This window comes from Mesorhizobium xinjiangense, assembly GCF_009749525.1.
Classification (GTDB): Bacteria; Pseudomonadota; Alphaproteobacteria; order Rhizobiales; family Rhizobiaceae; genus Mangrovimarina; species Mangrovimarina xinjiangensis.
Window position 1 is genome coordinate 83,789 of sequence record NZ_WOAC01000005.1, and the last position, 20,086, is coordinate 103,874.

General features: G+C 63.2%; 17 protein-coding genes and 1 pseudogene. 10 read left to right on the plus strand and 8 right to left on the minus strand.

What is annotated here, in order from left to right; translation table 11 throughout:
• Positions 1-50: 50 nt before the first annotated feature.
• Both GM909_RS07540 and GM909_RS07545 read right to left on the minus strand, forming a co-directional pair.
• Positions 51-1,385, minus strand: coding sequence for a four-carbon acid sugar kinase family protein (locus GM909_RS07540; protein WP_157015601.1), 1,335 nt, complete (start codon positions 1,383-1,385; stop codon positions 51-53).
• Positions 1,382-2,653 carry a ribulose-bisphosphate carboxylase large subunit family protein gene (locus tag GM909_RS07545; protein ID WP_157015602.1) on the minus strand — a complete coding sequence of 424 codons (1,272 nt, stop codon included), beginning with the start codon at positions 2,651-2,653 and terminating at the stop codon, positions 1,382-1,384. Before GM909_RS07545 ends, GM909_RS07540 begins: the two co-directional genes overlap by 4 nt.
• A 104-nt stretch (positions 2,654-2,757) precedes the next feature.
• Here GM909_RS07545 and GM909_RS07550 point away from each other — a divergent pair, with 104 nt between their 5' ends.
• The 8 genes from GM909_RS07550 (at position 2,758) to GM909_RS07585 (ending at position 11,664) form a co-directional block, all read left to right on the plus strand.
• Positions 2,758-3,585, plus strand: a complete 828-nt coding sequence (locus GM909_RS07550) for a phosphogluconate dehydrogenase C-terminal domain-containing protein (protein ID WP_235911730.1) — start codon at positions 2,758-2,760, stop codon at positions 3,583-3,585.
• 110 nt (positions 3,586-3,695) lie between these two features.
• Positions 3,696-4,598, plus strand: a complete 903-nt coding sequence (locus GM909_RS07555) for a D-ribose ABC transporter substrate-binding protein (protein ID WP_235911732.1) — start codon at positions 3,696-3,698, stop codon at positions 4,596-4,598.
• A gap of 92 nt (positions 4,599-4,690) precedes the next feature.
• A complete protein-coding gene (locus tag GM909_RS07560) occupies positions 4,691-5,347 on the plus strand; it encodes a DUF2291 family protein (RefSeq protein ID WP_157015604.1) in 657 nt (218 codons plus the stop codon).
• Positions 5,344-6,906 carry a sugar ABC transporter ATP-binding protein gene (locus GM909_RS07565; protein WP_157015605.1) on the plus strand — a complete coding sequence of 521 codons (1,563 nt, stop codon included), beginning with the start codon at positions 5,344-5,346 and terminating at the stop codon, positions 6,904-6,906. The genes GM909_RS07560 and GM909_RS07565 overlap by 4 nt, the downstream gene beginning before the upstream one ends.
• The gene (locus tag GM909_RS07570) at positions 6,903-7,970 is read left to right on the plus strand and encodes an ABC transporter permease (RefSeq protein WP_157015606.1); all 1,068 of its coding nucleotides are present in this window, start codon (positions 6,903-6,905) and stop codon (positions 7,968-7,970) included. The genes GM909_RS07565 and GM909_RS07570 overlap by 4 nt, the downstream gene beginning before the upstream one ends.
• A gap of 9 nt (positions 7,971-7,979) precedes the next feature.
• On the plus strand, positions 7,980-9,008 hold the full coding sequence (locus GM909_RS07575; protein ID WP_157015607.1) for a Gfo/Idh/MocA family protein: 1,029 nt from the start codon (positions 7,980-7,982) through the stop codon (positions 9,006-9,008).
• A complete protein-coding gene (gene apnL / locus GM909_RS07580; protein WP_157015608.1) occupies positions 9,008-10,834 on the plus strand; it encodes a D-apionate lactonase in 1,827 nt (608 codons plus the stop codon). Before GM909_RS07575 ends, apnL begins: the two co-directional genes overlap by 1 nt.
• A 101-nt stretch (positions 10,835-10,935) precedes the next feature.
• Positions 10,936-11,664: a transcriptional regulator NanR gene (locus GM909_RS07585; protein WP_157015609.1), complete on the plus strand. Its 729-nt coding sequence runs from the start codon at positions 10,936-10,938 to the stop codon at positions 11,662-11,664.
• A gap of 165 nt (positions 11,665-11,829) precedes the next feature.
• On the opposite strand, the pseudogene GM909_RS07590 reads toward GM909_RS07585, so the two are convergent.
• The 6 genes and pseudogenes from GM909_RS07590 to GM909_RS07615 all read right to left on the minus strand — a co-directional run.
• Positions 11,830-12,039 (minus strand): annotated as a pseudogene (locus GM909_RS07590) (inositol monophosphatase family protein); the annotation flags it as partial.
• 22 nt (positions 12,040-12,061) lie between these two features.
• On the minus strand, positions 12,062-13,576 hold the full coding sequence (locus GM909_RS07595) for a malonate--CoA ligase (RefSeq protein WP_157015610.1): 1,515 nt from the start codon (positions 13,574-13,576) through the stop codon (positions 12,062-12,064).
• Positions 13,573-14,991, minus strand: a complete 1,419-nt coding sequence (locus tag GM909_RS07600; protein WP_157015611.1) for a malonyl-CoA decarboxylase — start codon at positions 14,989-14,991, stop codon at positions 13,573-13,575. Before GM909_RS07600 ends, GM909_RS07595 begins: the two co-directional genes overlap by 4 nt.
• Positions 14,991-16,304, minus strand: a complete 1,314-nt coding sequence (locus GM909_RS07605) for a TRAP transporter large permease (RefSeq protein WP_157015612.1) — start codon at positions 16,302-16,304, stop codon at positions 14,991-14,993. Before GM909_RS07605 ends, GM909_RS07600 begins: the two co-directional genes overlap by 1 nt.
• Positions 16,301-16,867, minus strand: a complete 567-nt coding sequence (locus GM909_RS07610) for a TRAP transporter small permease subunit (RefSeq protein ID WP_157015613.1) — start codon at positions 16,865-16,867, stop codon at positions 16,301-16,303. Before GM909_RS07610 ends, GM909_RS07605 begins: the two co-directional genes overlap by 4 nt.
• Positions 16,868-16,942: 75 nt before the next feature.
• Entirely contained in the window at positions 16,943-17,929 is a 987-nt protein-coding gene (locus GM909_RS07615) for a TRAP transporter substrate-binding protein (RefSeq protein ID WP_198174174.1), read from the minus strand.
• Positions 17,930-18,079: 150 nt separating this feature from the next.
• Here GM909_RS07615 and GM909_RS07620 point away from each other — a divergent pair, with 150 nt between their 5' ends.
• Both GM909_RS07620 and GM909_RS07625 read left to right on the plus strand, forming a co-directional pair.
• Positions 18,080-18,760, plus strand: coding sequence for a GntR family transcriptional regulator (locus GM909_RS07620; protein WP_157015615.1), 681 nt, complete (start codon positions 18,080-18,082; stop codon positions 18,758-18,760).
• A 168-nt stretch (positions 18,761-18,928) separates the two neighbouring features.
• A complete protein-coding gene (locus tag GM909_RS07625; RefSeq protein ID WP_157015616.1) occupies positions 18,929-20,086 on the plus strand; it encodes an acyl-CoA dehydrogenase family protein in 1,158 nt (385 codons plus the stop codon).

A 20,086-nucleotide genomic window follows, 5' to 3' on the forward strand; every position in this document is an offset into this window, starting at 1 on the left:
GCGCCCGACGGCGTCCGCCCGGCTCATTTCAGGCGTGATCCCGTTTCTTCCTATCGTTGTCTATAGAGATCGTTCCCGTCGCGCAGCCTTATGAAATAGTCGTCGCGACCGATCTGGCCGCCTTTCAGCGCCAGTTCCAGCGCGCGGCCGGTGGTTTGGTGCGCGTTGCACACCGGTGAGCCGGGGCTTTCGGGAATGGGATGGCGCAGGGTGAGCGCGAAGATATCGAGTTCGCTCAGCGCATGGCTGGATGTGTCGCCGCCGGCGATGACAGCGCGGCTCAGAGCATGCCGCTCGATCAACGCATGCAACAGACGGCCGAGTGTGCGGCCAGCCATGTCGCCCGGTGCCTGTCCGGTCCCGGCGATCGTCTGCGCGCCGCGTGCGGTATAGAGAATCGGGCTCTTGCCTGCCTCCAGCACCGCCGAGGCTTCTGTGAAGGCCCGTTCACAGGCTGCATCCACGCCCTGGCCGGAGATGAGGGCCTGGTAGTCGACCTCAATGCCTTCGAAACCGTCGACGCAGGCGGTGTCGATCTGGCGTTCGGTGGTCGACGAACAACTGCCCGAAACCACGGCGATGCGCTCCAACGGGGTCAGGGGCTGTGGCCGTTCCCGGCCAAGGGCGAGGCCGGCATCCTTCCAGACCCGGAGCAACGCATATTCGACCCCTGAAGAGCCGACGACGAAGCGGCCGAGCGCACCGTCCGTCCGGTCGAGAAGCAGGCCGGCCTTATGCTGCGAGGACCAGTCGTACACATCTATCATGGCGCAGCGAACATCTCGTTTCACCAAGCCGTCAAGCGCGTCCGAGAGGGATGGCCCATCGAGCATTTCCGGGTCGAGCAGGCATGTGGCGTGCCCGGTCTGCATTGCCAGATGTGCAAGCAGATCGGCCTCCTGCATCGGCGTTGCGGGGTGCCGGCTCATCACGGGGTGACGATCGATGCGGTAGACCCTGTCGCGGTAGGCTGCAAAAAGCTGGCCGAAATAGGTATAGCGGCGCAGTTGCGGCGCGCCGACCACGAGCGCCGCCGTCTGCTGATGGAACCGATCCAGCCCGACCTCAAGGGCGCGGCCGATGGAGCCTTGCTGCGGTGCGCTGTCGAAGGTCGAACAGACCTTGTAGTGGCAATGGCGCGCGTCGAGCGCCTTCAGCCAATCGAAAACAGCAGGCAGGTTCTCGTCCATCCATTCGGGCGACTGGCTGCGGCTGACGCCGGCGACGCCTATCGCGCGGTAATCGGCGAAGCGGGCGCATTGGGCCTCGTCCGGAATTCCTGTGAAAAGCACCGTGGGAACACCACCGGATGACAAGGCTTCCATGACGTCGGTGGAGCCGGTGAAGTCGTCCCCGTAATAGGACAGCAGGAGTTGGTCGGTCATGATCGTCCGTCCGTCCCCTGACGCTTGTCCTGGAACATGGCGAGGGCTTGCCGCAGCTCGGCATGCTCGCTGGCATGGTCATCGAGAGCGATGCCCTTCATCGCTGCTTCCGCCGCCTGACGCAGGCTCGCGACGCCGCCGGCCACGCCGCCGGGGTGACCCATGATGCCGCCGCCGGCGCAATAGATGAAATCGCCGCTCCCCAGCGCCTCGAATGTCGGCGGCATCTGCACGGCCGTCTGGCCGGATGAGAATACGGGCATGGCGGCATAGGCATCGTCGGCGAAAAGGGGCTCCCCGACCGAGCGGGCCGAATCAATCACCGAGGCGTCGCTTTCGGTGAACTTGTTGGCGATGCCGTTGACATGCAGGTGGTCGGCACCGGCAAGGCGCCAGAACTTCTGCCAGGCGCGAAAGCCCATGCCGATGTCGGGCGAGCGCGAAAAGAGGCCCCAGCCGTTGCGGTGGCAATGCAGCGGCAGTGCCGCATGGGCGCGGATGGCCGACAGGCCGGCAAGCCCGAGGGAGAACAGGCTGACCATCACGCAGGTGCCGCCGGCGTCGCGCACCAGATCGGCATTGCGCTTCATTTCATCGATTTCGCCGGTGATGTTGAAGGCGTACATGACTTGTCTGCCGGTGCGCTCGGCATGGCCGTTGACGACACGCATGACCTGCTCCACGCGTTCGGCCAAAGGGCAATGCGGGCCGTTGGCCTGCAACTCGTCATCCTTGATGAAGTCGATCCCGCCTTCGGCCAGTTCGCGCACCAGCCCGGCCGTCTCCTGCGGCGACAGCCCGACACTCGGCTTGATGATGGTACCGATCATCGGCCGCTCGCCGACACCGGCGAGGCGCTTCGTGCCGGCAACGCCGAAGGCGGGGCCCGGATAGGCGCGGGCGAATTCGTCCGGGAAATCAATGTCGAGCAGGCGCAGGGCCGATACTTCCGCCAGTTCGAACAGATTGCCGGCGACGGTGGCGAGCGCGTTGGTCAGCGAGGGACCCATGTTGTCGACGGGCCATGACAGAACGATTTCGCCGCGTGCAAAACGCTCACCCGAAAGCCGGCAAGGCAGAGAGGGGTTCGGCGATGCGGAATGCTCGATGATCTCCTCGACCCTGGCGCCGAAGCGCTCGCGCAGGGCGTCGGTCTCGCCGGGCAGTTTCAGGAATGTGCCTGAGGATTGCTCGCCGGCAATCACTGCGGCTGCCTGTTCCAGGCCGACCGGACTTTCCACCTCGTATCGCGCAAACAGCCTCCCCATGCTCTCCTCCCTGGTTCGGTTAGCGCCACTTCAATATCAACTCATCATACCAGTTGACAAGATGATGATTGCTTGCAAGTCTGCGACCCGCAATGCGAGGAGGAATGATGAAGGTCGCGCTTATCGGTGCCGGGGGAAAAATGGGTGTGCGTCTGGCGCGCAACCTCAAGGGTTCGCGCTTCGATGTGGCGCATGTCGAGGTGAGCGAGGCCGGCCAGAAACGGCTGATGGAAGCGATTGGCGCCGATTGCGTCGCACTCGATGCGGCGCTCAATGACGCGCGCGCCGTGATTCTCGCGGTGCCGGACACGGCGATCAAGGCGGTGTCGGCCGGGCTGATCGATAAGGTTGCGCCGGGCACGGTGATCATGGCACTCGATGCAGCCGCCCCGTTTGCCGGTCATCTACCGGCGCGCGACGACGTCACCTACTTCGTCACGCATCCGTGCCATCCGCCGATCTTCAACGACGAAACGGAGTTGCCCGCCAAGCGCGACTATTTCGGCGGCATCGCTGCGAAGCAGGCGATTGTCAGTGCCCTGATGCAGGGGCCCGAAGAGGATTTTGCGCTGGGTGAGGAGATCGCAAGGACCATTTTCCAGCCCATTTTGCGGTCGCATCGTGTGACCGTTAACCAGATGGCGCTCTTGGAGCCGGGCCTTTCCGAGACGGTCTGCGCCACGCTTCTTGTGGTCATGAAAGACGCCATGGACGAGGTCGTGCGCCGCGGCGTCGACCCAGTCGCAGCGCGCGACTTCCTGCTCGGTCACCTCAATATTCTCGGCGCGGTCGTCATGGGTGAGGTCGACGGCGTCTTTTCCGATGCCTGCAACAAGGCCATCGCCAATGGCAAGCCGCGCCTGATGCGCGACGACTGGATCGGCGTTTTCGAGCCGGAGGAAATCACGGAGAGCATTCGCCGCATCACATGAGCATTGGAGGGCCGGGGCTCTGGGAGGAACTGGTCCTTCGGTGCAGTTGCCAAGAAATTCAACAGGGAGGAAATCATGATAATCAAACGCAGAACCGTGCTGGCCGGTGGGTGCTGGCCGGATCGCTGGTCATTCCGGCGGTCGCCTCAGCGGCCGACCTGATCGCCATCATCACACCGTCGCACGACAATCCCTTCTTCAAGGCCGAGGCCGAGGGGGCGAAGAAGCGCGCCGAGGCGCTTGGCTACGAGACGCTGGTGCTGGTGCATGACGACGATCCGAACAAGCAGAGCGAATTGTTCGACACAGCCATTGCCCGCGGGGCCAAGGCGATCATTCTCGACAATGCCGGCGCCGACGCCACCGTCGCTCCGGTAAGACGTGCCAAGGAAGCGGGGATTCCCTCTTTCCTGATCGATCGCGAGATCAAGGAATCGGGCATTGCCGTCTCGCAGATCGTTTCCAACAACTATCAGGGCGCGCAGCTCGGCGCCGAGGAATTCGTCCGGCTGATGGGCGAGGAGGGCAAATATGCCGAGCTTCTCGGTCGCGAGGCCGACACCAATGCCGGCATCCGCTCGGCTGGCTATCACGATATCATCGACCAGTATCCCGACATGGAGATGGTGGTGCAGCAATCGGCCAATTGGAGTCAGACTGAGGCCTACGAAAAGATGGAGACGATTCTCCAGGCCAATCCCGACATCAAGGGCGTGATTTCGGGCAACGACACCATGGCGATGGGTGCATGGGCGGCTTTGGAAGCGGCCGGCCGTGACGACGTCATCGTCGTCGGCTTCGACGGCAGCAACGATGTGCGCGACTCCATCCTCGAGGGCGGCATCAAGGCGACGGTGCTGCAGCCGGCCTATCGCCAGGCGGAACTGGCCGTCGAGCAGGCCGACCAGTATCTCAAGACCGGCTCCACCGGCCAGGACGAGAAGCAGTTGATGGACTGCATCCTGATCACGGCGGAAAACGCCGGCGATCTCGAAACCTTCGCCATGAATTAAAGGCCGATATCGGCATGTGAACCGCGGGACCCGCCTGATTGCGGGTCCTGTCGGACCCAAGCCTGTCCGGATAGTCCGCCGAGGAGGCGAAATTGACGTTTCGCGATGCAATCCCGGCCGTCTGCATTGCCGTGGCGCTGACGGCCATTGCCGGCTGCAAGCTGGTCAAGAATACGCCTGAGGGCGAGGGTGGCGACATGGTCTCCAGCCAGTCCGGCAGGGACATGACCGCGCTGGTGGACGAGATCTGGGATGCCCGGGTCGTGCCTCACATGCGCGACAATGCTACCGATCTTGCGACCCTCGGTCCGGCCATCGAGGCCGACCTGGACGCGGCCGGTAAGGCCCATGGCTATCGTCCATCGAGCGAGGGGAGCCCCTGGAATTTTCCCGTTGTGGTGCGGGGCGTAATCGTTTCGGCCAAGACGGATACACGCGCCGCAACTGCGGATGTCGACGTCGACGGCGACGGCCAGGCCGATGCGGCTCTGCAGCTTGGACCGGTCATCCGCGGAACGGCGCTGCGCGACGTGCTGCCCTTCATCGACTTCACGTCCTTCACCGATCAGATTGAATTCGCCCAGCTTTCGCGGGCGCTCAACACCAGGGCCTTTGAGACGGCATTGAAGGATCTGCCGCGCGAGAATCTCGTCGGACAAAAGCTCGAGGCGATTGGTGGCTTCACGATGCGTTCCAGAGGCGACGCGATCCTGATCACGCCCGTCGAAATCACCGTGGGATCGCAATGAACGCGCCGCGCCACGAGACAGGATTGTCGGTGCGCGGGGCGACCAAGGTCTATCCCGGTACCCTTGCGCTCGACGCAGTCGATTTCGACGTGCACCTGGGCGCCGTGAACGTGCTGGTCGGCGAGAATGGCGCCGGCAAGTCGACCCTGATGAAGGTCATTGCCGGCGTCGAGCAACTGACCTCGGGCGAGATCCTCGTCGATGGAACATCGGTGACCTTCGCCGACACGCGCGCCGCCGCGCGGCACGGCATCGGCATCGTCTTCCAGGAGCTCAATCTGTTCCCCAACATGACCGTGGCGGAGAACATCTTCATCGCCCGGGAGAAGACGCGCGGGCGTGTCGACATCGATGCCGACACGCAGCGCAAGGCGGCCGCGGAATTGATGCAGCGGCTGGAGCACGACATCTCGCCCGACGCGCTGGTCGGCGAACTGAGGATCGGCGAGCAGCAGATCGTCGAGATCGCCAAGGCGCTGGCACAGGATGCGCGCATTCTCATCATGGACGAGCCCACCTCGGCTCTCAGCGCCGCCGAGGTCGAAATACTCTTTCGCGTCATTGCCGATCTGAAGACGCGCGGTGTCGGTATTGTCTACATCTCGCACCGGCTGGAAGAACTGATCCGCATCGGAGACTACATCACTGTCTTGCGCGACGGCAGGATTACCGGCTCGCGCGGCATGGGCGGGGTCGATGTAAGCTGGATCGTGCGCAACATGATCGGCGAGGCGTCCAAGGATTTCGCCAAGGTCGAGGCGCATGATTTCGGCCGGGAAATGTTTCGTGCCGAGGACATCTGCCTGCCGGCCAAGAGTGGTGGTCTTGCTGTCGACCACGTGTCGCTGTCGCTCAGGGCGGGCGAGATCGTCGGCATATACGGGCTGATGGGCGCGGGGCGCTCGGAATTCTTCGAATGCATCATGGCGCAGCATCCCCATGCGACGGGGACCTTCCATGTGGATGGTGAAGTGTTGGACGAGCCCGATGTTGCCGGGCGTATCGACCGCGGCCTCGCCTTGATACCCGAGGACCGCAAGGCGGAAGGGCTGGTGCAGATCATGGCCATCCGCGAGAACATGTCGCTGTCCAGCCTCAAGACCTTCACCAGCGGCTTTCATCTCAGCCTCAGGCGCGAACGCGATTGCGTCCTGTCCTTCGTGCGCGATCTCGCCATCAAGATCGCAAGCCCGGAAAATCCCGTCAGCTCGCTGTCGGGCGGCAATCAGCAGAAGGTGGTGATCGGCAAGGCGTTGATGACGCAGCCGAAGGTGCTTTTGATGGACGAGCCGAGCCGGGGAATCGATGTCGGCGCCAAGGCGGAGGTTTTCCGTACCATGCGGCGCCTGGCCGCCGAGGGACTCGGCATTCTCTTCGTGACGTCGGACCTGGAGGAGGTGATGTCGCTGTCGGATCGCATCATCGTGATGTCGAATGGCCGCATTACGGGTGAATTCGACCAGGCGGATGCCAGCGAGGAAGCGATCGTTGCGGCATCGGCAGTGGGCCATGCACCGACGAGCCACGACGAGATCGACAAAGGGGAGAACCGAACATGACGTCCAATGCCGCTGCCGTGCCCACGCCCGGTCAGGGCGGCCAGCCGCTGCTGTTGCTGCTGCTCAAGCTGCGCACGTTCATTGCATTGATCGCGGTTTTCGCCTTCTTCGCCTTCGCCGCCCCCAACTTCCTGAGCACGGCCAATTTCGTCATCATGTCGAAGCACGTGGCCCTCAACGCCTTTCTCGCCATCGGCATGACTTTCGTCATCATCACCGGCGGCATCGATCTGTCCGTCGGGTCCATCGTCGGTCTGTGCGGCATGGTGGCCGGCTGGCTGATCCTCAACGGCGTTGATCTGGGCATCGGCTATTCGCTCTATTTCAACCTGTTCGAGATCATCCTCATCACGCTTCTGGTCGGCATCCTGTTTGGCGCCATCAACGGGGTGCTGATCACCAGGCTCAACGTCGCGCCATTCATCGCGACGCTCGGCACGCTCTACATTGCGCGCGGGCTGGCGCTGCTTTCCTCCGACGGCGCGACCTTTCCCAACCTTTCCGGCAATCCCGAATATGGCTCAAATGGGTTCTATCTGCTTGGTGCCGGGTCCTTCCTGGGCATTCCGATCTCTATCTGGATTCTGATCGCGGTCGGTCTCGGGGCGGCCTATATCGCAAACCGTACGCCGCTTGGACGCCACATCTACGCCGTGGGGGGCAATGAGCGCGCGGCCGCACTTTCCGGGGTCAAGGTCAAGCGGGTCAAGCTGTTCGTCTACATGTTCTCCGGCTTTTGCGCCGCGATTGTCGGGCTTGTCATTTCATCGCAGCTCGTCGCGGCTCATCCGGCGACCGGCGAGACCTTCGAGCTCAACGCCATCGCGGCGGCGGTGCTCGGCGGCACCTCCATGTCGGGCGGTCGCGGGCGCATCGGCGGCACCATCGTCGGCGCATTCGTCATCGGGATCCTGTCGGACGGGCTCGTGATGATGGGCGTCAGCTCCTTCTGGCAGACGGTCATCAAGGGCCTTGTCATCATTGCCGCTGTCGTTGTCGATCAGGCGCAACAGCGCTTGCAGGCGCGCGTGGCTCTGCAGCAGCAGGCGGCACTTGGCCGATAGGAGGCATGGATGAAGAAGGGCGCGTTGATCGGTTGCGGTTTCTTTGCGCAGAACCATCTGCATGCGTGGAAGGATATCGAGGATGCCGAAATCGTCGCGCTGTGCGACCGCGATGAAAGGCGGTTGACCGAGACGGCACGCCTGTTTGGCATCGACCGGACCTACGTCGAAGCCGCGGCGATGCTCGAGGCCGAGACGCTGGACTTTGTCGATATCGCCACCACTGTTCGCACGCACCGCCCGCTGGTGGAGATCGCCGCCGCGTCACGGGTGAACATCATCTGCCAGAAGCCTTTTGCGGAAACCATGGACGATGCGCGCGCCATGGTGCGGGCGGCGCAGGATGCGGGCGTCGCGTTGATGGTGCATGAGAACTTTCGCTGGCAATCGGCGATCCGTGCCGCGAAGGCCGAGATCGACAAGGGCTCCATCGGCACGCCGTTCTGGGGCCGTGTCAGCTTCCGTTCCGCCTATGACGTCTATTCGGGACAGCCCTATCTGGCGACCGACGAGAAATTCATCATCCAGGACCTGGGCATCCATATTCTGGATATCGCCCGCTTCCTGTTTGGCGACGTTTCGACAATTTCGGCAAGCACCAGACGGGTGAGCCCGAATATCCGTGCCGAGGATGTGGCGACCATGATGCTCGTGCACGAGGGCGGCGTGACCAGCATCGTGGATTGCAGCTACGCGACCAGCCTGCCGCGTGAGAACTTTCCCGAAACGCTGCTCGAGATCGACGGCAGCGACGGCACGCTGCGCCTGGATGCGGGATATCGCCTGACCCTGTGCAATGCGCTTGGAACGACCGAGCGTGACGTGTCGCCGCCCTTGCTGCCCTGGGCCGAACGGCCCTGGCACAACATTCAGGAGAGCGTCCTGAACATCGAACGGCACTTCGTCGATTGCCTTGCCGGCGGCCTTGCACCGGAAACCTCGGGTGCCGACAATCTGAAGACGCTGGCGCTGGTTTATGCGGCCTATGCATCGGCCGCAGACGGCAGCCGCACGATTGCCATGCGGAACTTGGCCTGATGTCGGCGAAGGACGAAGCGATCAGGCTCTTCGGAACGGCCGCGCCGCCGGCACCCTTTCGGATATTGCGCGCCGGTCTGCTTGAGGCGCGGCTGGAAGCGGGCAATCTGCGCTATATCCGCTATGACGGCCACGAGGTGCTGCGCGCCGTCTCCTACATCGTGCGGGATCGCGACTGGGGCACGTTGACGCCGGTGATCGCCGATCTTCAGGTGGAGGAAGATGGCGACAGCTTCCGGGTCGTCTACCGCGGTTCCTGCAACAGCGGCGATGCCTGCCTGACATATCATGTAGGCATCGAGGGCTGGGCGGACGGGCGCTTGTCCTTTTCGGTGGAAGCGACAGCGGATCTGGACTTCGAGACCAATCGCTGCGGCTTCAGCGTCCTGCACCCGATCGACGGTGTCGCCGGCGCGCCGGTGGCGGTCGAGCATTGCGACGGTTCAGTGGAGAAGACACATTTTCCCGATCTGATCGAGCCCTGGCAGCCGTTCAAATCGATCCGGGCACTCACCCACAGTCCCGCGCCGCATCTGTCGGCGACCTGCCGCATGGAAGGCGACGTCTTCGAGATGGAGGACCAGCGCAACTGGTCCGATGCCTCCTACAAGACCTATGTGCGTCCTCTCGAACTGCCCTGGCCCTATTCGATGCCGGCCGGTGAGGCCAACCGGCAGGCCGTCGAAGTGAACATTGTCGCGAACAGGGAGGAGACCGGTGCACGTGCCCGCTCGCTCCAGTCCGACACGTCGGTTCACGTCGAACTGGGTGGGGTGCTTGACACACGTTTTCCCAGGATCGGACTGGTCGTCGCGCCGGACGAAATCCCCGCGGCCTTGCGATATGCCAAACGTCTTGGTGAAATCGCTCCGCAGGCGATCCTGTGCCATTTCGACCCGGCAGCGGGGCACGGTGAATCGGCGCTGGCCGGGTTTGCCGCGCTGCAAAGGGCCTTTCCCGCGCGCTACGAACTGGAATATGTGGTTGCTTGCGCGGGCGAACTTGACGCCGAATTCGAGATTCTGGCCGGTCAATTGCGTTCGACCGGGTTTGAGCCTGCTTCGATCGCCGTCTGTCCCTCGGTCGACCGCCAGTCGACGCCGCCGGGAAGCGAATGGCCCGACTGTCCGCCGCTCGAAGCCATCTATGCTGCTGCCCGCCGGGCTTTCCCCCATATGCCGCTTGGCGGCGGCATGTTCAGCTATTTCACCGAGCTCAACCGGAAGCGCCCACCTGTCGAACTGCTCGACTTCGTCACGCACGCCACCAACCCGAACGTCCATGCGGCCGATGACGAGAGCGTCATGGAGACGCTGGAAACCCTGCCGCACATCACGCGCTCGACACGCGCCATTATCGGGCGGGACAGGACCTATCGCCTCGGCCCCTGCACCATCGGCATGCGGCAGAACCCGTATGGCTCCCGGACCTTCGACAATCCGCACGGCGAGCGCGTCTGCATGGCAAATGACGATCCGCGCCAGCGTGGCCGGTTCGCCGCCGCCTGGACGGTCGGCTATGCGGCGCGGATTGCACCTGCAGGGATCGAACGCTGGGTGCCGGCGGCTTTCACCGGGCCGCGGGGCGTGCTCAACGAGGCCGACGGATCGTTGTTGCCCGTAGGCGAGGCGATCGCAAGCCTGGCCGGATTCGCACATGCACGGCTGATCGAATGCCGCGCCAGCGACGACAGGCGCCTGGCCGCGATTGCGGTGGCGACGAAGAACGGTCCGGCCGTTCTGGCGACCAATCTTACGGACCGGAAACTGAAGGTGGAATTCAATCGCCCCATCGAACTGGAGGCCTTTCAAACCCGAAGGATTTGACGCCTCCCACGCGGTTCCCGGTTATCGAGAGTTGATATAGTTGTCAGGTTCGGATTCGCGTCGTTTGACGATGAACGCCATAGTGAAGGGTCGGTGGAGCCATGGAAAACTGGAATGCTCTGGAGTCCGACGATGGAAAGATCGTCCGGCGCAAGCTGTCGGACCAGGTCCTGGAACGCTTGCGGGAAATGATCGTCAGAGGTGAACTCGGACCCGGAGATCTGATGCCGTCGGAGCGCGACCTCATGGAGCGCTTCGGTGTCGGGCGACCGGCGGTACGCGAGGCCATGCAGTCCATGCATACGCTCGGGCTGATCACCATATCGCATGGCGAGCGGGCCAGGGTGAGCGAGTTGTCCGCCGATCTCATGTTCAGGCAGATGGACATGGTCGCGCGGATGCTTCTTTCGTCTTCCCCCGACAATCTGGAGCATTTGAAGGAGGCGCGCCGCCTGTTCGAACTCGGCATGGTGCGTATCGCCACGAGGAAGGCCGAGCCTGCCGACATAGAAGAACTGAAGAGCCTGGTGCACGCGCAACGCTCCAAACTCGGCGATGCGCCTGCCTTCATCCAGGCGGACATGGCCTTTCACGGCAAGATTGCCGGACTTTCAGGAAACCCCATATTCTCGGCGATCAGTGATGCCATGCTCAACTGGCTGTTCAATTATCACGCGGACCTGCTGCACTGGTCAGGTCAGGAGAACGTCACGCTCAGCGAGCACGACAGGATCGTGGCCTGCATCGCAGCGGGCGACCCAGAGCGTGCAGCGGAAGCCATGCGTTCGCATCTCGACCGCTCCAATGACCTCTACCGCCATCATGAATGATGACCGTCCGCCGGCTGGTTCTCGAGGCTGTCGGCGCGCAGAAGGGTGAGCGCACGCCGGGATCGTCTCAAGCGCAACCTTGGGCTTGAACTCGGCCTAAAACCGTCTGCCTGTCTTCACGCTGGATCGTCCTTGTCATCGGTCGATCCACCTTATGCCCCTGTCTCAGCAACCGGGATCATCTGTGATCGCGGAAATGCGCTTCAGCTCGGCAAAGCTGCCGGGTGTCGCGGCAAGCACCCGGGCAGGCTCCTTCAGCCCGTTTGACGGCAATGGAAGCACGGTTCCGCCGGCCTCGCGCACCAGGCAGTAGCCCGCCATGCAGTCCCAGGCGTTCATGCTCGGCTCCGCGTAGCCGACCAGTCTCCCGGCCGCTTTTCGGAACCGCGGGGCCGGTTCAGCCACCGGTATAGAGCGACTTGCAGCTTTCGCGCAGGACGTTCTTTTGCACCTTGCCCATGGCGTTGCGCGGCAACGCATCGATGAAGATCACGCGTTTGGGCTGCTTGTAGCGCGCAAGCCGCTCCTTCAGTCCTTCGCGCACGGCATCCTCGTCGATCGCGGTATCGGGTTCGCGCACGACGACCGCCGTGACGCCCTCGCCGAAATCGGGATGCGGCACGCCGATGACCGCGCTTTCGATGATGCCGGGAAGCAGGTCGATCTCCGTTTCGACCTCCTTGGGATAGATGTTGTAGCCGCCGGAGATCACCAGGTCCTTGCCGCGCCCGACAATGTGGACATAGCCTTTCTCATCGATCTTCCCCAGGTCCCCGGTGATGAAGAAGCCGTCCGCACGGAATTCGGCTTGCGTCTTCTCCGGCATGCGCCAATAGCCCTTGAAGACATTGGGGCCCTTCACCTCGATCATGCCGGTTTCGTCAACACCGAGCGCCGTGCCCGTTTCGGGATCCACGACGCGCAGCGAAACGCCGGGCAGCGGAAAGCCGACGGTGCCGGCGATACGCTCGCCGTCATAGGGGTTGGAGGTGTTCATGTTGGTTTCCGTCATGCCGTAGCGCTCGAGAATCACCTGGCCTGTGGTCGCGCGGAACCGCTTGTGCGTTTCGGCAAGCAGCGGCGCCGAGCCGGAGACGAACAGGCGCATGCCCGCGGCTGTCTCGCGGCTCAGGCCCTCGTGCTGCAGGAGCCGCACATAGAAGGTCGGCACCCCCATCAGCGCCGTCGCCTGCGGCATCAGCCGCAACACCTCACCGGCGTCGAACTTCGGCAGGAAAAACATCGATGCGCCGGACAGCAGGATCACATTTGAGGCCACGAACAGCCCGTGCGTGTGGAAGATCGGCAGGGCGTGGATCAGCCGGTCGGTTTCGCTGAAGCGCCAGTAGTCACACAATGTCAGGGCGTTGGAGAGCAGGTTGTCATGCGTCAGCATCGCCCCTTTCGACCGCCCGGTCGTGCCGGACGTGTAAAGAATGGCGGCAAGGTCGTCCGGCCCGCGCGCCACATCCGCGAAATCAGGCGCCATGTCCCTTGCCAGGCCGAGCAGGCTGCCGCCGCCGCTGTCGTCGAGTGTTTCGACATGTGCCCCATGCTTGGCCGCGATGCTGCGAACGCCTTCGGCGGCATCGGGTGTCGTGACAACCAGCCGGGGTTCCGCGTCGCCGATGAAATAGTCGAGTTCGGCGATCGTGTAGGCGGTGTTGAGCGGCAGGTAGACGGCGCCGGCGCGCAGGCAGGCCAGGTAGAGCATCAGCGCTTCGGGACTCTTTTCCACCTGCACGGCGACACGGTCGCCTGGCCGCACTGACAGCTTTTCAAGCGTGGCCGCCAGCCGGCCGGAAAGGGCAAGCATCTCATCATATGTCCACACGCGCCCGTCGAGCGTTTCGATGAATGTGGCGTCCGGCCTGGCCGCGCCCCGTATCGCGTCGAACATATGGTTGCTCATCGAGAAAGCTCCTTGTCGTCTTTTGTTCTTGTGCTTTCGTCTGCGGGCTCGCCGGAAACCGGCGCCGGTCGCGGCATACGGCTTGCCGGTGCCAACCGGCGAACTTTCTGCGCCGCCGCCACCTCGCCGCGTGCGGCAAAGGCCTCGTGATTGGCCTCGATGTCCTCGAGCTTGTAGAGATAGTTGACCATAAGTCCATGCGCCTGGCGCATCGCACGGGGCGAGCGGTCGGCGAGGAAATTGATCCTGTCGAGCCGCGCGCCGTTGCCGAGATGAAAGCGGGCCACCGGATCGACCACCTTGCCGCCGGCCGTGCGTGCGCGCAGGAAATAGCGGGCGGCGAGTGCGGTCATGACGGGTTTGAGATGCGTGGCAACGTCCGGCTTGTCGGCCCATTCGGGGTCGTCCAGCGCCTCCAGCCTCTCGCGTTCCGCAGCATCCACCGTTTCAGGCGCATTCGCCCGGCGTTCGCCCTCCAGCCAGGCGGCGAAGCCTGGAACCGGCGAAAGGGTTACAAAGGTGGCGAGCCTTGGCAGTTCGCGGTGCAGATCCTCAACCACCTGCTTGATCAGGAAGTTGCCGAACGAGACGCCGCGCAAACCCGCCTGACAGTTGGAGATGGAGTAGAAGACGGCCGTCGTCGCGTCCTGAGCCGGCACGGGCGCCCGATCCTCCTGCAGGACGTCGGCGATGGTTGCCGGCACGTCCTTCATCAGCGCGACTTCCACGAAGATCAGCGGTTCGTCGACCAGTTGCGGATGAAAGAAGGCAAAGCAGCGTCGGTCTTCCGGTTTGAGCCGCCGCCGCAATTCGTCCCAGCCGTCGATCTGGTGCACCGCCTCGTAGCGGATCACCTTCTCCAAAATGTCGGCCGGCGTCGACCAGCTTATCGGCATCAGCATCAGGAAGCCGCGATTGAACCATGATGTGAAAAGATGCGCGAAATCGGCGTCGACGGCGGCGAGCTCCGGCTCGTCGGCTTTGAGGTCCAATAGCGCCTCGCGCATGCGCACCAGAATTGAGATGCCCTGCGGCGCCAGGTTCAGGCGACGGATCAGCTCCTGCCGGCGCGGCTCCGCCGCCGTGTGCAACTCCAGCAACGCCCTGGGCGTCGGCTCGGCCCGGTAAGCGTCGATGGCCCGTTCAAGCCGCTCGGTGTCCGGCCCGAAGCGGTCAAGCAGCAGCATCATGAAGTCGCGTCCTTGTGTCTGGTCGAAGTGCTGCCAGCGATCCAGGATATCCTTTGCCAGTGCCATCCCCGACGCCTCGCCGCGGCTGGAAAGCAGCGATTCGCATGCCTTCTCGATGGCTTCCATGTTCGCGCCCGCGCCGCCGCGCGGGCCGAGAGACAGCACGCGGCGCCCCCGCTCGGTGATCGCCTGGAGCATATCGCTGAAGAACGTCGTGCCGTTCATCACATTGCTCCCATCATTCGGTTGGGGAGCCAGGTGGCGATTTCGGGAAACACACACAGAATGATGATGGCCAGGAACATGACCAGCACATAGGGCAGCGCACCCCACAAGATGTCCCTCGTGGGCACGTCGGGTGCAATCGCGTTGATGACGAACAGGTTGAGCCCGATGGGCGGGGTGATCAGCCCGACTTCCATGTTGATGGTCAAAACGATCGCGAACCAGTAGGGGTCGAAGCCCGCCTGGGTGATGATCGGGAACAGCATCGGTGCCGTCATGACGATGACGGCCACCGGCGGCAGGAACATGCCTGCCACCAGAAGGAAGAGATTGACGATGCCCATCAGCACCCAGCGATTGACCTCCATGTCGGCGATGGCCACCGCAATGGTCTGGGTGATGAAGAGCGAGGAAAGCGCGAAGGCGAAAAGCTCCGCCGCAGCCATGATCATCATGATCATGACGCTCTCGCGCATGGCGGAGCCGAAGATGCCGGCGATCGGACGAAAACGGAACAACCGGTAGGCGATGACGACGACGAGAAGCGTCAGCGTTGCTCCGACCCCCGCTGCCTCCGACGGTGTGGCAATGCCGCCGTAAAGCACATAGAGCGTGCCGACGATAATGACCAGAAAGGGCAGGACGCGCGGCAGGCCGGCCAGCCTTTCGCGCAGGGTGAAGCGCATGGCGCGGGCATCGAATTCGTATCCCTTGCGCTTGCAGTCAATGATCGCCCAGGTCATGAACATGGCGGTCAGCATGATGCCGGGAAACACGCCGGCCATGAACAACCTGCCGATCGAGGTCTCCGTGGCGATGCCGTAGACGATCAGCGTCACCGAAGGCGGGATGAGAATGCCGAGCGTGCCGCCGGCGGCGATGGATCCGGCCGCAACCGAGGTCGGGTAGCCGCGCCGCAGCATTTCGGGAATGCCCATCTTGCCGATGGCCGCGCAGGTGGCGGGCGAGGAGCCGGTCATGCCGGAAAAGATGCCGCAGGCAGCGATGTTCGACAGCACCAGCCCGCCGGGCACGCGGTTCAGCCAGCGGTCGAGCGAGCTGTAGAGATCGGAGCCCGCCGGCGAGGAGGCGACCGCCGCGCCCATGAGCACGAACATGGGTATCGCCACGTAGGCGAGATTTGCGATGCCGGAAAACATCGTATCGCCGAGGATGTAAAAGACATCGAAGCCGCTTTGCAGGAAGAGGGCAATGAAGGCTGTCAGTCCGAGCGCGAAGGCGATCGGCATGCCGGTGCCCAAAAGCACGAACAGGGCGGCGATGATGGTGACACCGGCGAATGTCGGGCTCATCGGGCGTCCTTTCTCATTGCAGGTTCGCTGCGCACCGGATCTGAAGTATCCGCCGGCCGGGGATCGATCTGCTCCTTCACGAAACCCGACAGCCGCGCCGCAATCTCCGCCACATATTGCAGGCAGAGCATGGCGAAGCTCAGCGGCAGGGCCGAAAGCGGAATCCATAGCGGCGGCGCCCGGACCCCGGAATGACGCCAATTGCCGGCCCAGGCATCGTGGAACTGTATCCAGGTCGCCGCCAGCATGACGATGCAGAAGGACAGGCCAAGCAGGCTCGCGATCAGGCGCAGCCACCGGCGAGTGTTATCGCCGACGATCAGGTCAACCACGTCGACGCCGACATGGCCGCCCTTGAGCAAGACGTACGGCGCGCCGAGGAACATCGCGCCGGTTGCGGCGAAGACGACGAAATCGTTCTGCCAGATCGTCGGCAGCCGGAAGACGTAGCGCATCAGTATCATCTGGCAGACGACCACCATCGCCGCGATCATCAGCGTGGTGGCCAGCACCGCAAATGCGCGCGACAAATAGCCGACGGTACGGACATAGACCTGCACCATTCGCGAATACCTTGTTGAAACGAAAGCCCGTTGGCGGTGTGCGTTGCGCCGCAAGCCGCCAACATTCACACCTTGTTATTCTACGGCCAAGGCCTTCTCGATCAGCTTGTCGCCGCCTGGCACTTTGTCGGCAAAGTTCTTGTAGGCGGAAGCCTTGGCCACTTCGAGCCAGCCGTCGTAATCCGACTTCGACATTTCGACCACTTCGACACCGGCCTCCTTGTAGGCCTCGATCATTTCCTTGTCGCCGTTCCTGATCTCTTCGTTGAAATAAGCCTCGGCCTTCTCGCCGGCGTCCAGGATGGCCTGCTGCTGCTCAGCCGTCAGTTCGTCGAACACGCTTTTCGACATGAGCACGGGCTCGTACATGAACCACAGGGCGTTCTCGCCCGGCGCCGTCAGGCACTTGACCTGCTCGAACAACCGATAGGAAACGAAACTCGCCGAAGAGGTGTTGGCGGCGTCGAGGACGTTCGTCTGCATGCCGGTGTAGATTTCGGACGAGGGCATCGAGGTGATCGACGCACCGGCTGCTGCCAGCATTTCCTCGAATGCCGGGCCGGCCGCGCGTGTCACCTGACCCTTCACAGTGTCCGGCGAGGTGATGCAGTTCTTCTTGGATGCGAACGCACCGGACAGCCATGCATCCGAAATCACCATGGCGCCGGAATCCTCGATGATCTTCTTGATGTCCTTCATGAAGTCGGAATCGTTCAGCCGCATGGCGCGGTCGAAATTGCCGACCAGCCCGGGCATCAGCGTGGCCGAAAACTCCGGATGCCGGCCCGACGCGTAGTCGAGCGGGAAGGACGTCAGGTCGAGCAGCCCGCGGGTGATGGCGTTCCACTGGTCGCGCGGCTTGTAAAGCGAGGCACCGGGATAGACCTGAATCTCGAGGCCGACATCGGCGGCGGCAACCTCGCGTGCGATCAGTTGCACCATCTCGTCTCGTATGTCGCCCTTTCCGCCGGGAAATTGATGCGATGCCTTCAGAACTGTTTGCGCGCTGACGGTTCCGGTGGCGAGACAGCCCACGACGACACAGGTCGCCAGCTTCAACATGCCCGCAAATTTGATCATTTTGTCCTCCCTGATCATGCGGCCTCCCGCCGCATGAGCTTCGCAGCTTGCCGATCTTGTGCGCAATGTCAATTTTTTTGTATACAAAACAGGTTGGTGTGTATTTTTCATGCCGATTCATTTGAGGATCAGATGGCCGCGAACACATTTCACAAACTGCGCGACGAGATCGAAAACGGCATCGTGACCGGAGCTTTCGAGCCTGGAGCACGGCTCGACGAGGCACAACTCGCCGCCCGTTTCGGCGTGTCGCGCACGCCAATCCGCGAAGCGCTGATGCAGCTCAGCGCCATCGGCCTGGTCGAGGTCAGGCCACGGCGCGGCGCCATCGTCGTCGACCCCGGGCCGGACCGCATCTTTGAGATGTTCGAGGTGATGGCCGAGCTCGAGAGCATGGCCGGCGCATTGGCGGCGCGCCGCCATACCGAACAGGACAAGGCGGCCATTCTCGACAGCCATGCGCGCTGCGAGCGCTCGGCCGCGAGCGAGGATTCCGATTCCTATTACTATGACAACGAGGTGTTCCACTACGCGATCTACGCAGCCAGCCACAGCGGCTTTCTCGCTGAGCAATGCGCGGCCCTGCACCGGCGCCTCCGGCCTTACCGGCGCCTGCAGCTGCGTGTGCGCAACCGCATGAAGGTCTCCCTCAGCGAACATGCAGCCATTGTCGAGGCGATCCTGGCCGGCGATGCCGAGACGGCACGATCGCGCCTGCGCAGCCATGTCGCGGTTCAGGGCGATCGCTTCAGCGATCTGGTCTCAAGTCTCAGCCAACGCCAATCGACAGGCACCGGTGGTCAGCCCCGATGAACGCGAACAGAACCGCGATGGCGTCGTCGATGCCCGGATCGGTGTCGATCAGGACGCGGCGGGTCATGCCTCTGGCATAGCGGCTGCCTATTGCGGCGATTGGACATTGTCTGTCCCCCCGCAATGCGCGATGGATTAATGTGCTCCCACAAGACTGACGAGGAGCGTATGACCGCTATCGAAACGCATGACGAGATCCGCGAGGCCGTTGGCCGGCTGTGCCAGGACTTTCCCGGCGACTACTGGCGCAAGCTGGACGAAGTGCGCGCCTATCCCACCGCATTCGTCGAGGCCCTGACGAAGGCAGGGTATCTCGCCGCCCTGATCCCGGAGGAGTTTGGCGGCGCCGGCCTGCCGCTTTCGGCCGCCGCCGTGATCCTCGAGGAGATCCACCGCCAGGGCGGCAATGCGGGCGCCTGTCACGCGCAGATGTACACCATGGGCACGCTGCTGCGGCACGGCTCCGAAGAGCAGAAGCAGAAATATCTGCCGCATGTCGCCGACGGGTCCTTGCGCCTGCAGGCCTTCGGCGTGACCGAGCCGACGAGCGGGACGGATACGGGATCGCTGCGCACGGTGGCGCGGCGCGAGGGCGACCGGTTCGTCGTCAACGGCCAGAAGATCTGGATTTCACGCTCCGAGCACTCCGACCTGATGATCCTGCTGTGCCGCACGACGCCGCGCGATAAGGTGGAGAAGAAGACGCAAGGCCTGTCGGTTCTGCTGGTGGATATGCGCGAGGCGAAGAAGAACGGCCTGACCATCCGGCCGATCCGCACCATGATGAATCATGCGACGACCGAACTCTTCTTCGACAATGTGCCGGTTCCGGCGGAAAACCTGATCGGCGAGGAGGGCAAGGGCTTTCGCTACATCCTGTCGGGTATGAATGCCGAGCGCATCCTGATTGCGGCGGAATGCATCGGCGACGCGAAATGGTTCATCGGCAAGGCCGCCGCCTATGCCGGCGAGCGGGTCGTGTTCGGCCGGCCGATCGGGCAGAACCAGGGCATCCAGTTCCCCATCGCCAAGGCCTATGCCCGCATGCGCGCGGCCGAGCTGATGCTGCACGAGGCGATCAGGCTCTATGAGGCCGGCGGCAATCCGGGGGCTGAAGCCAACATGGCCAAGATGCTGGCGGCGGAGGCAAGCTGGGAGGCGGCGGAAGCCTGCGTCCAGACGCATGGCGGATTCGGCTTTGCCGAGGAGTATGACGTGGAACGCAAGTTCCGCGAGACGCGGCTTTACCAGGTGGCGCCGATCTCGACCAATCTCATCCTGTCCTATCTGGCCGAGCACGTGCTTGGAATGCCGCGGAGCTATTGA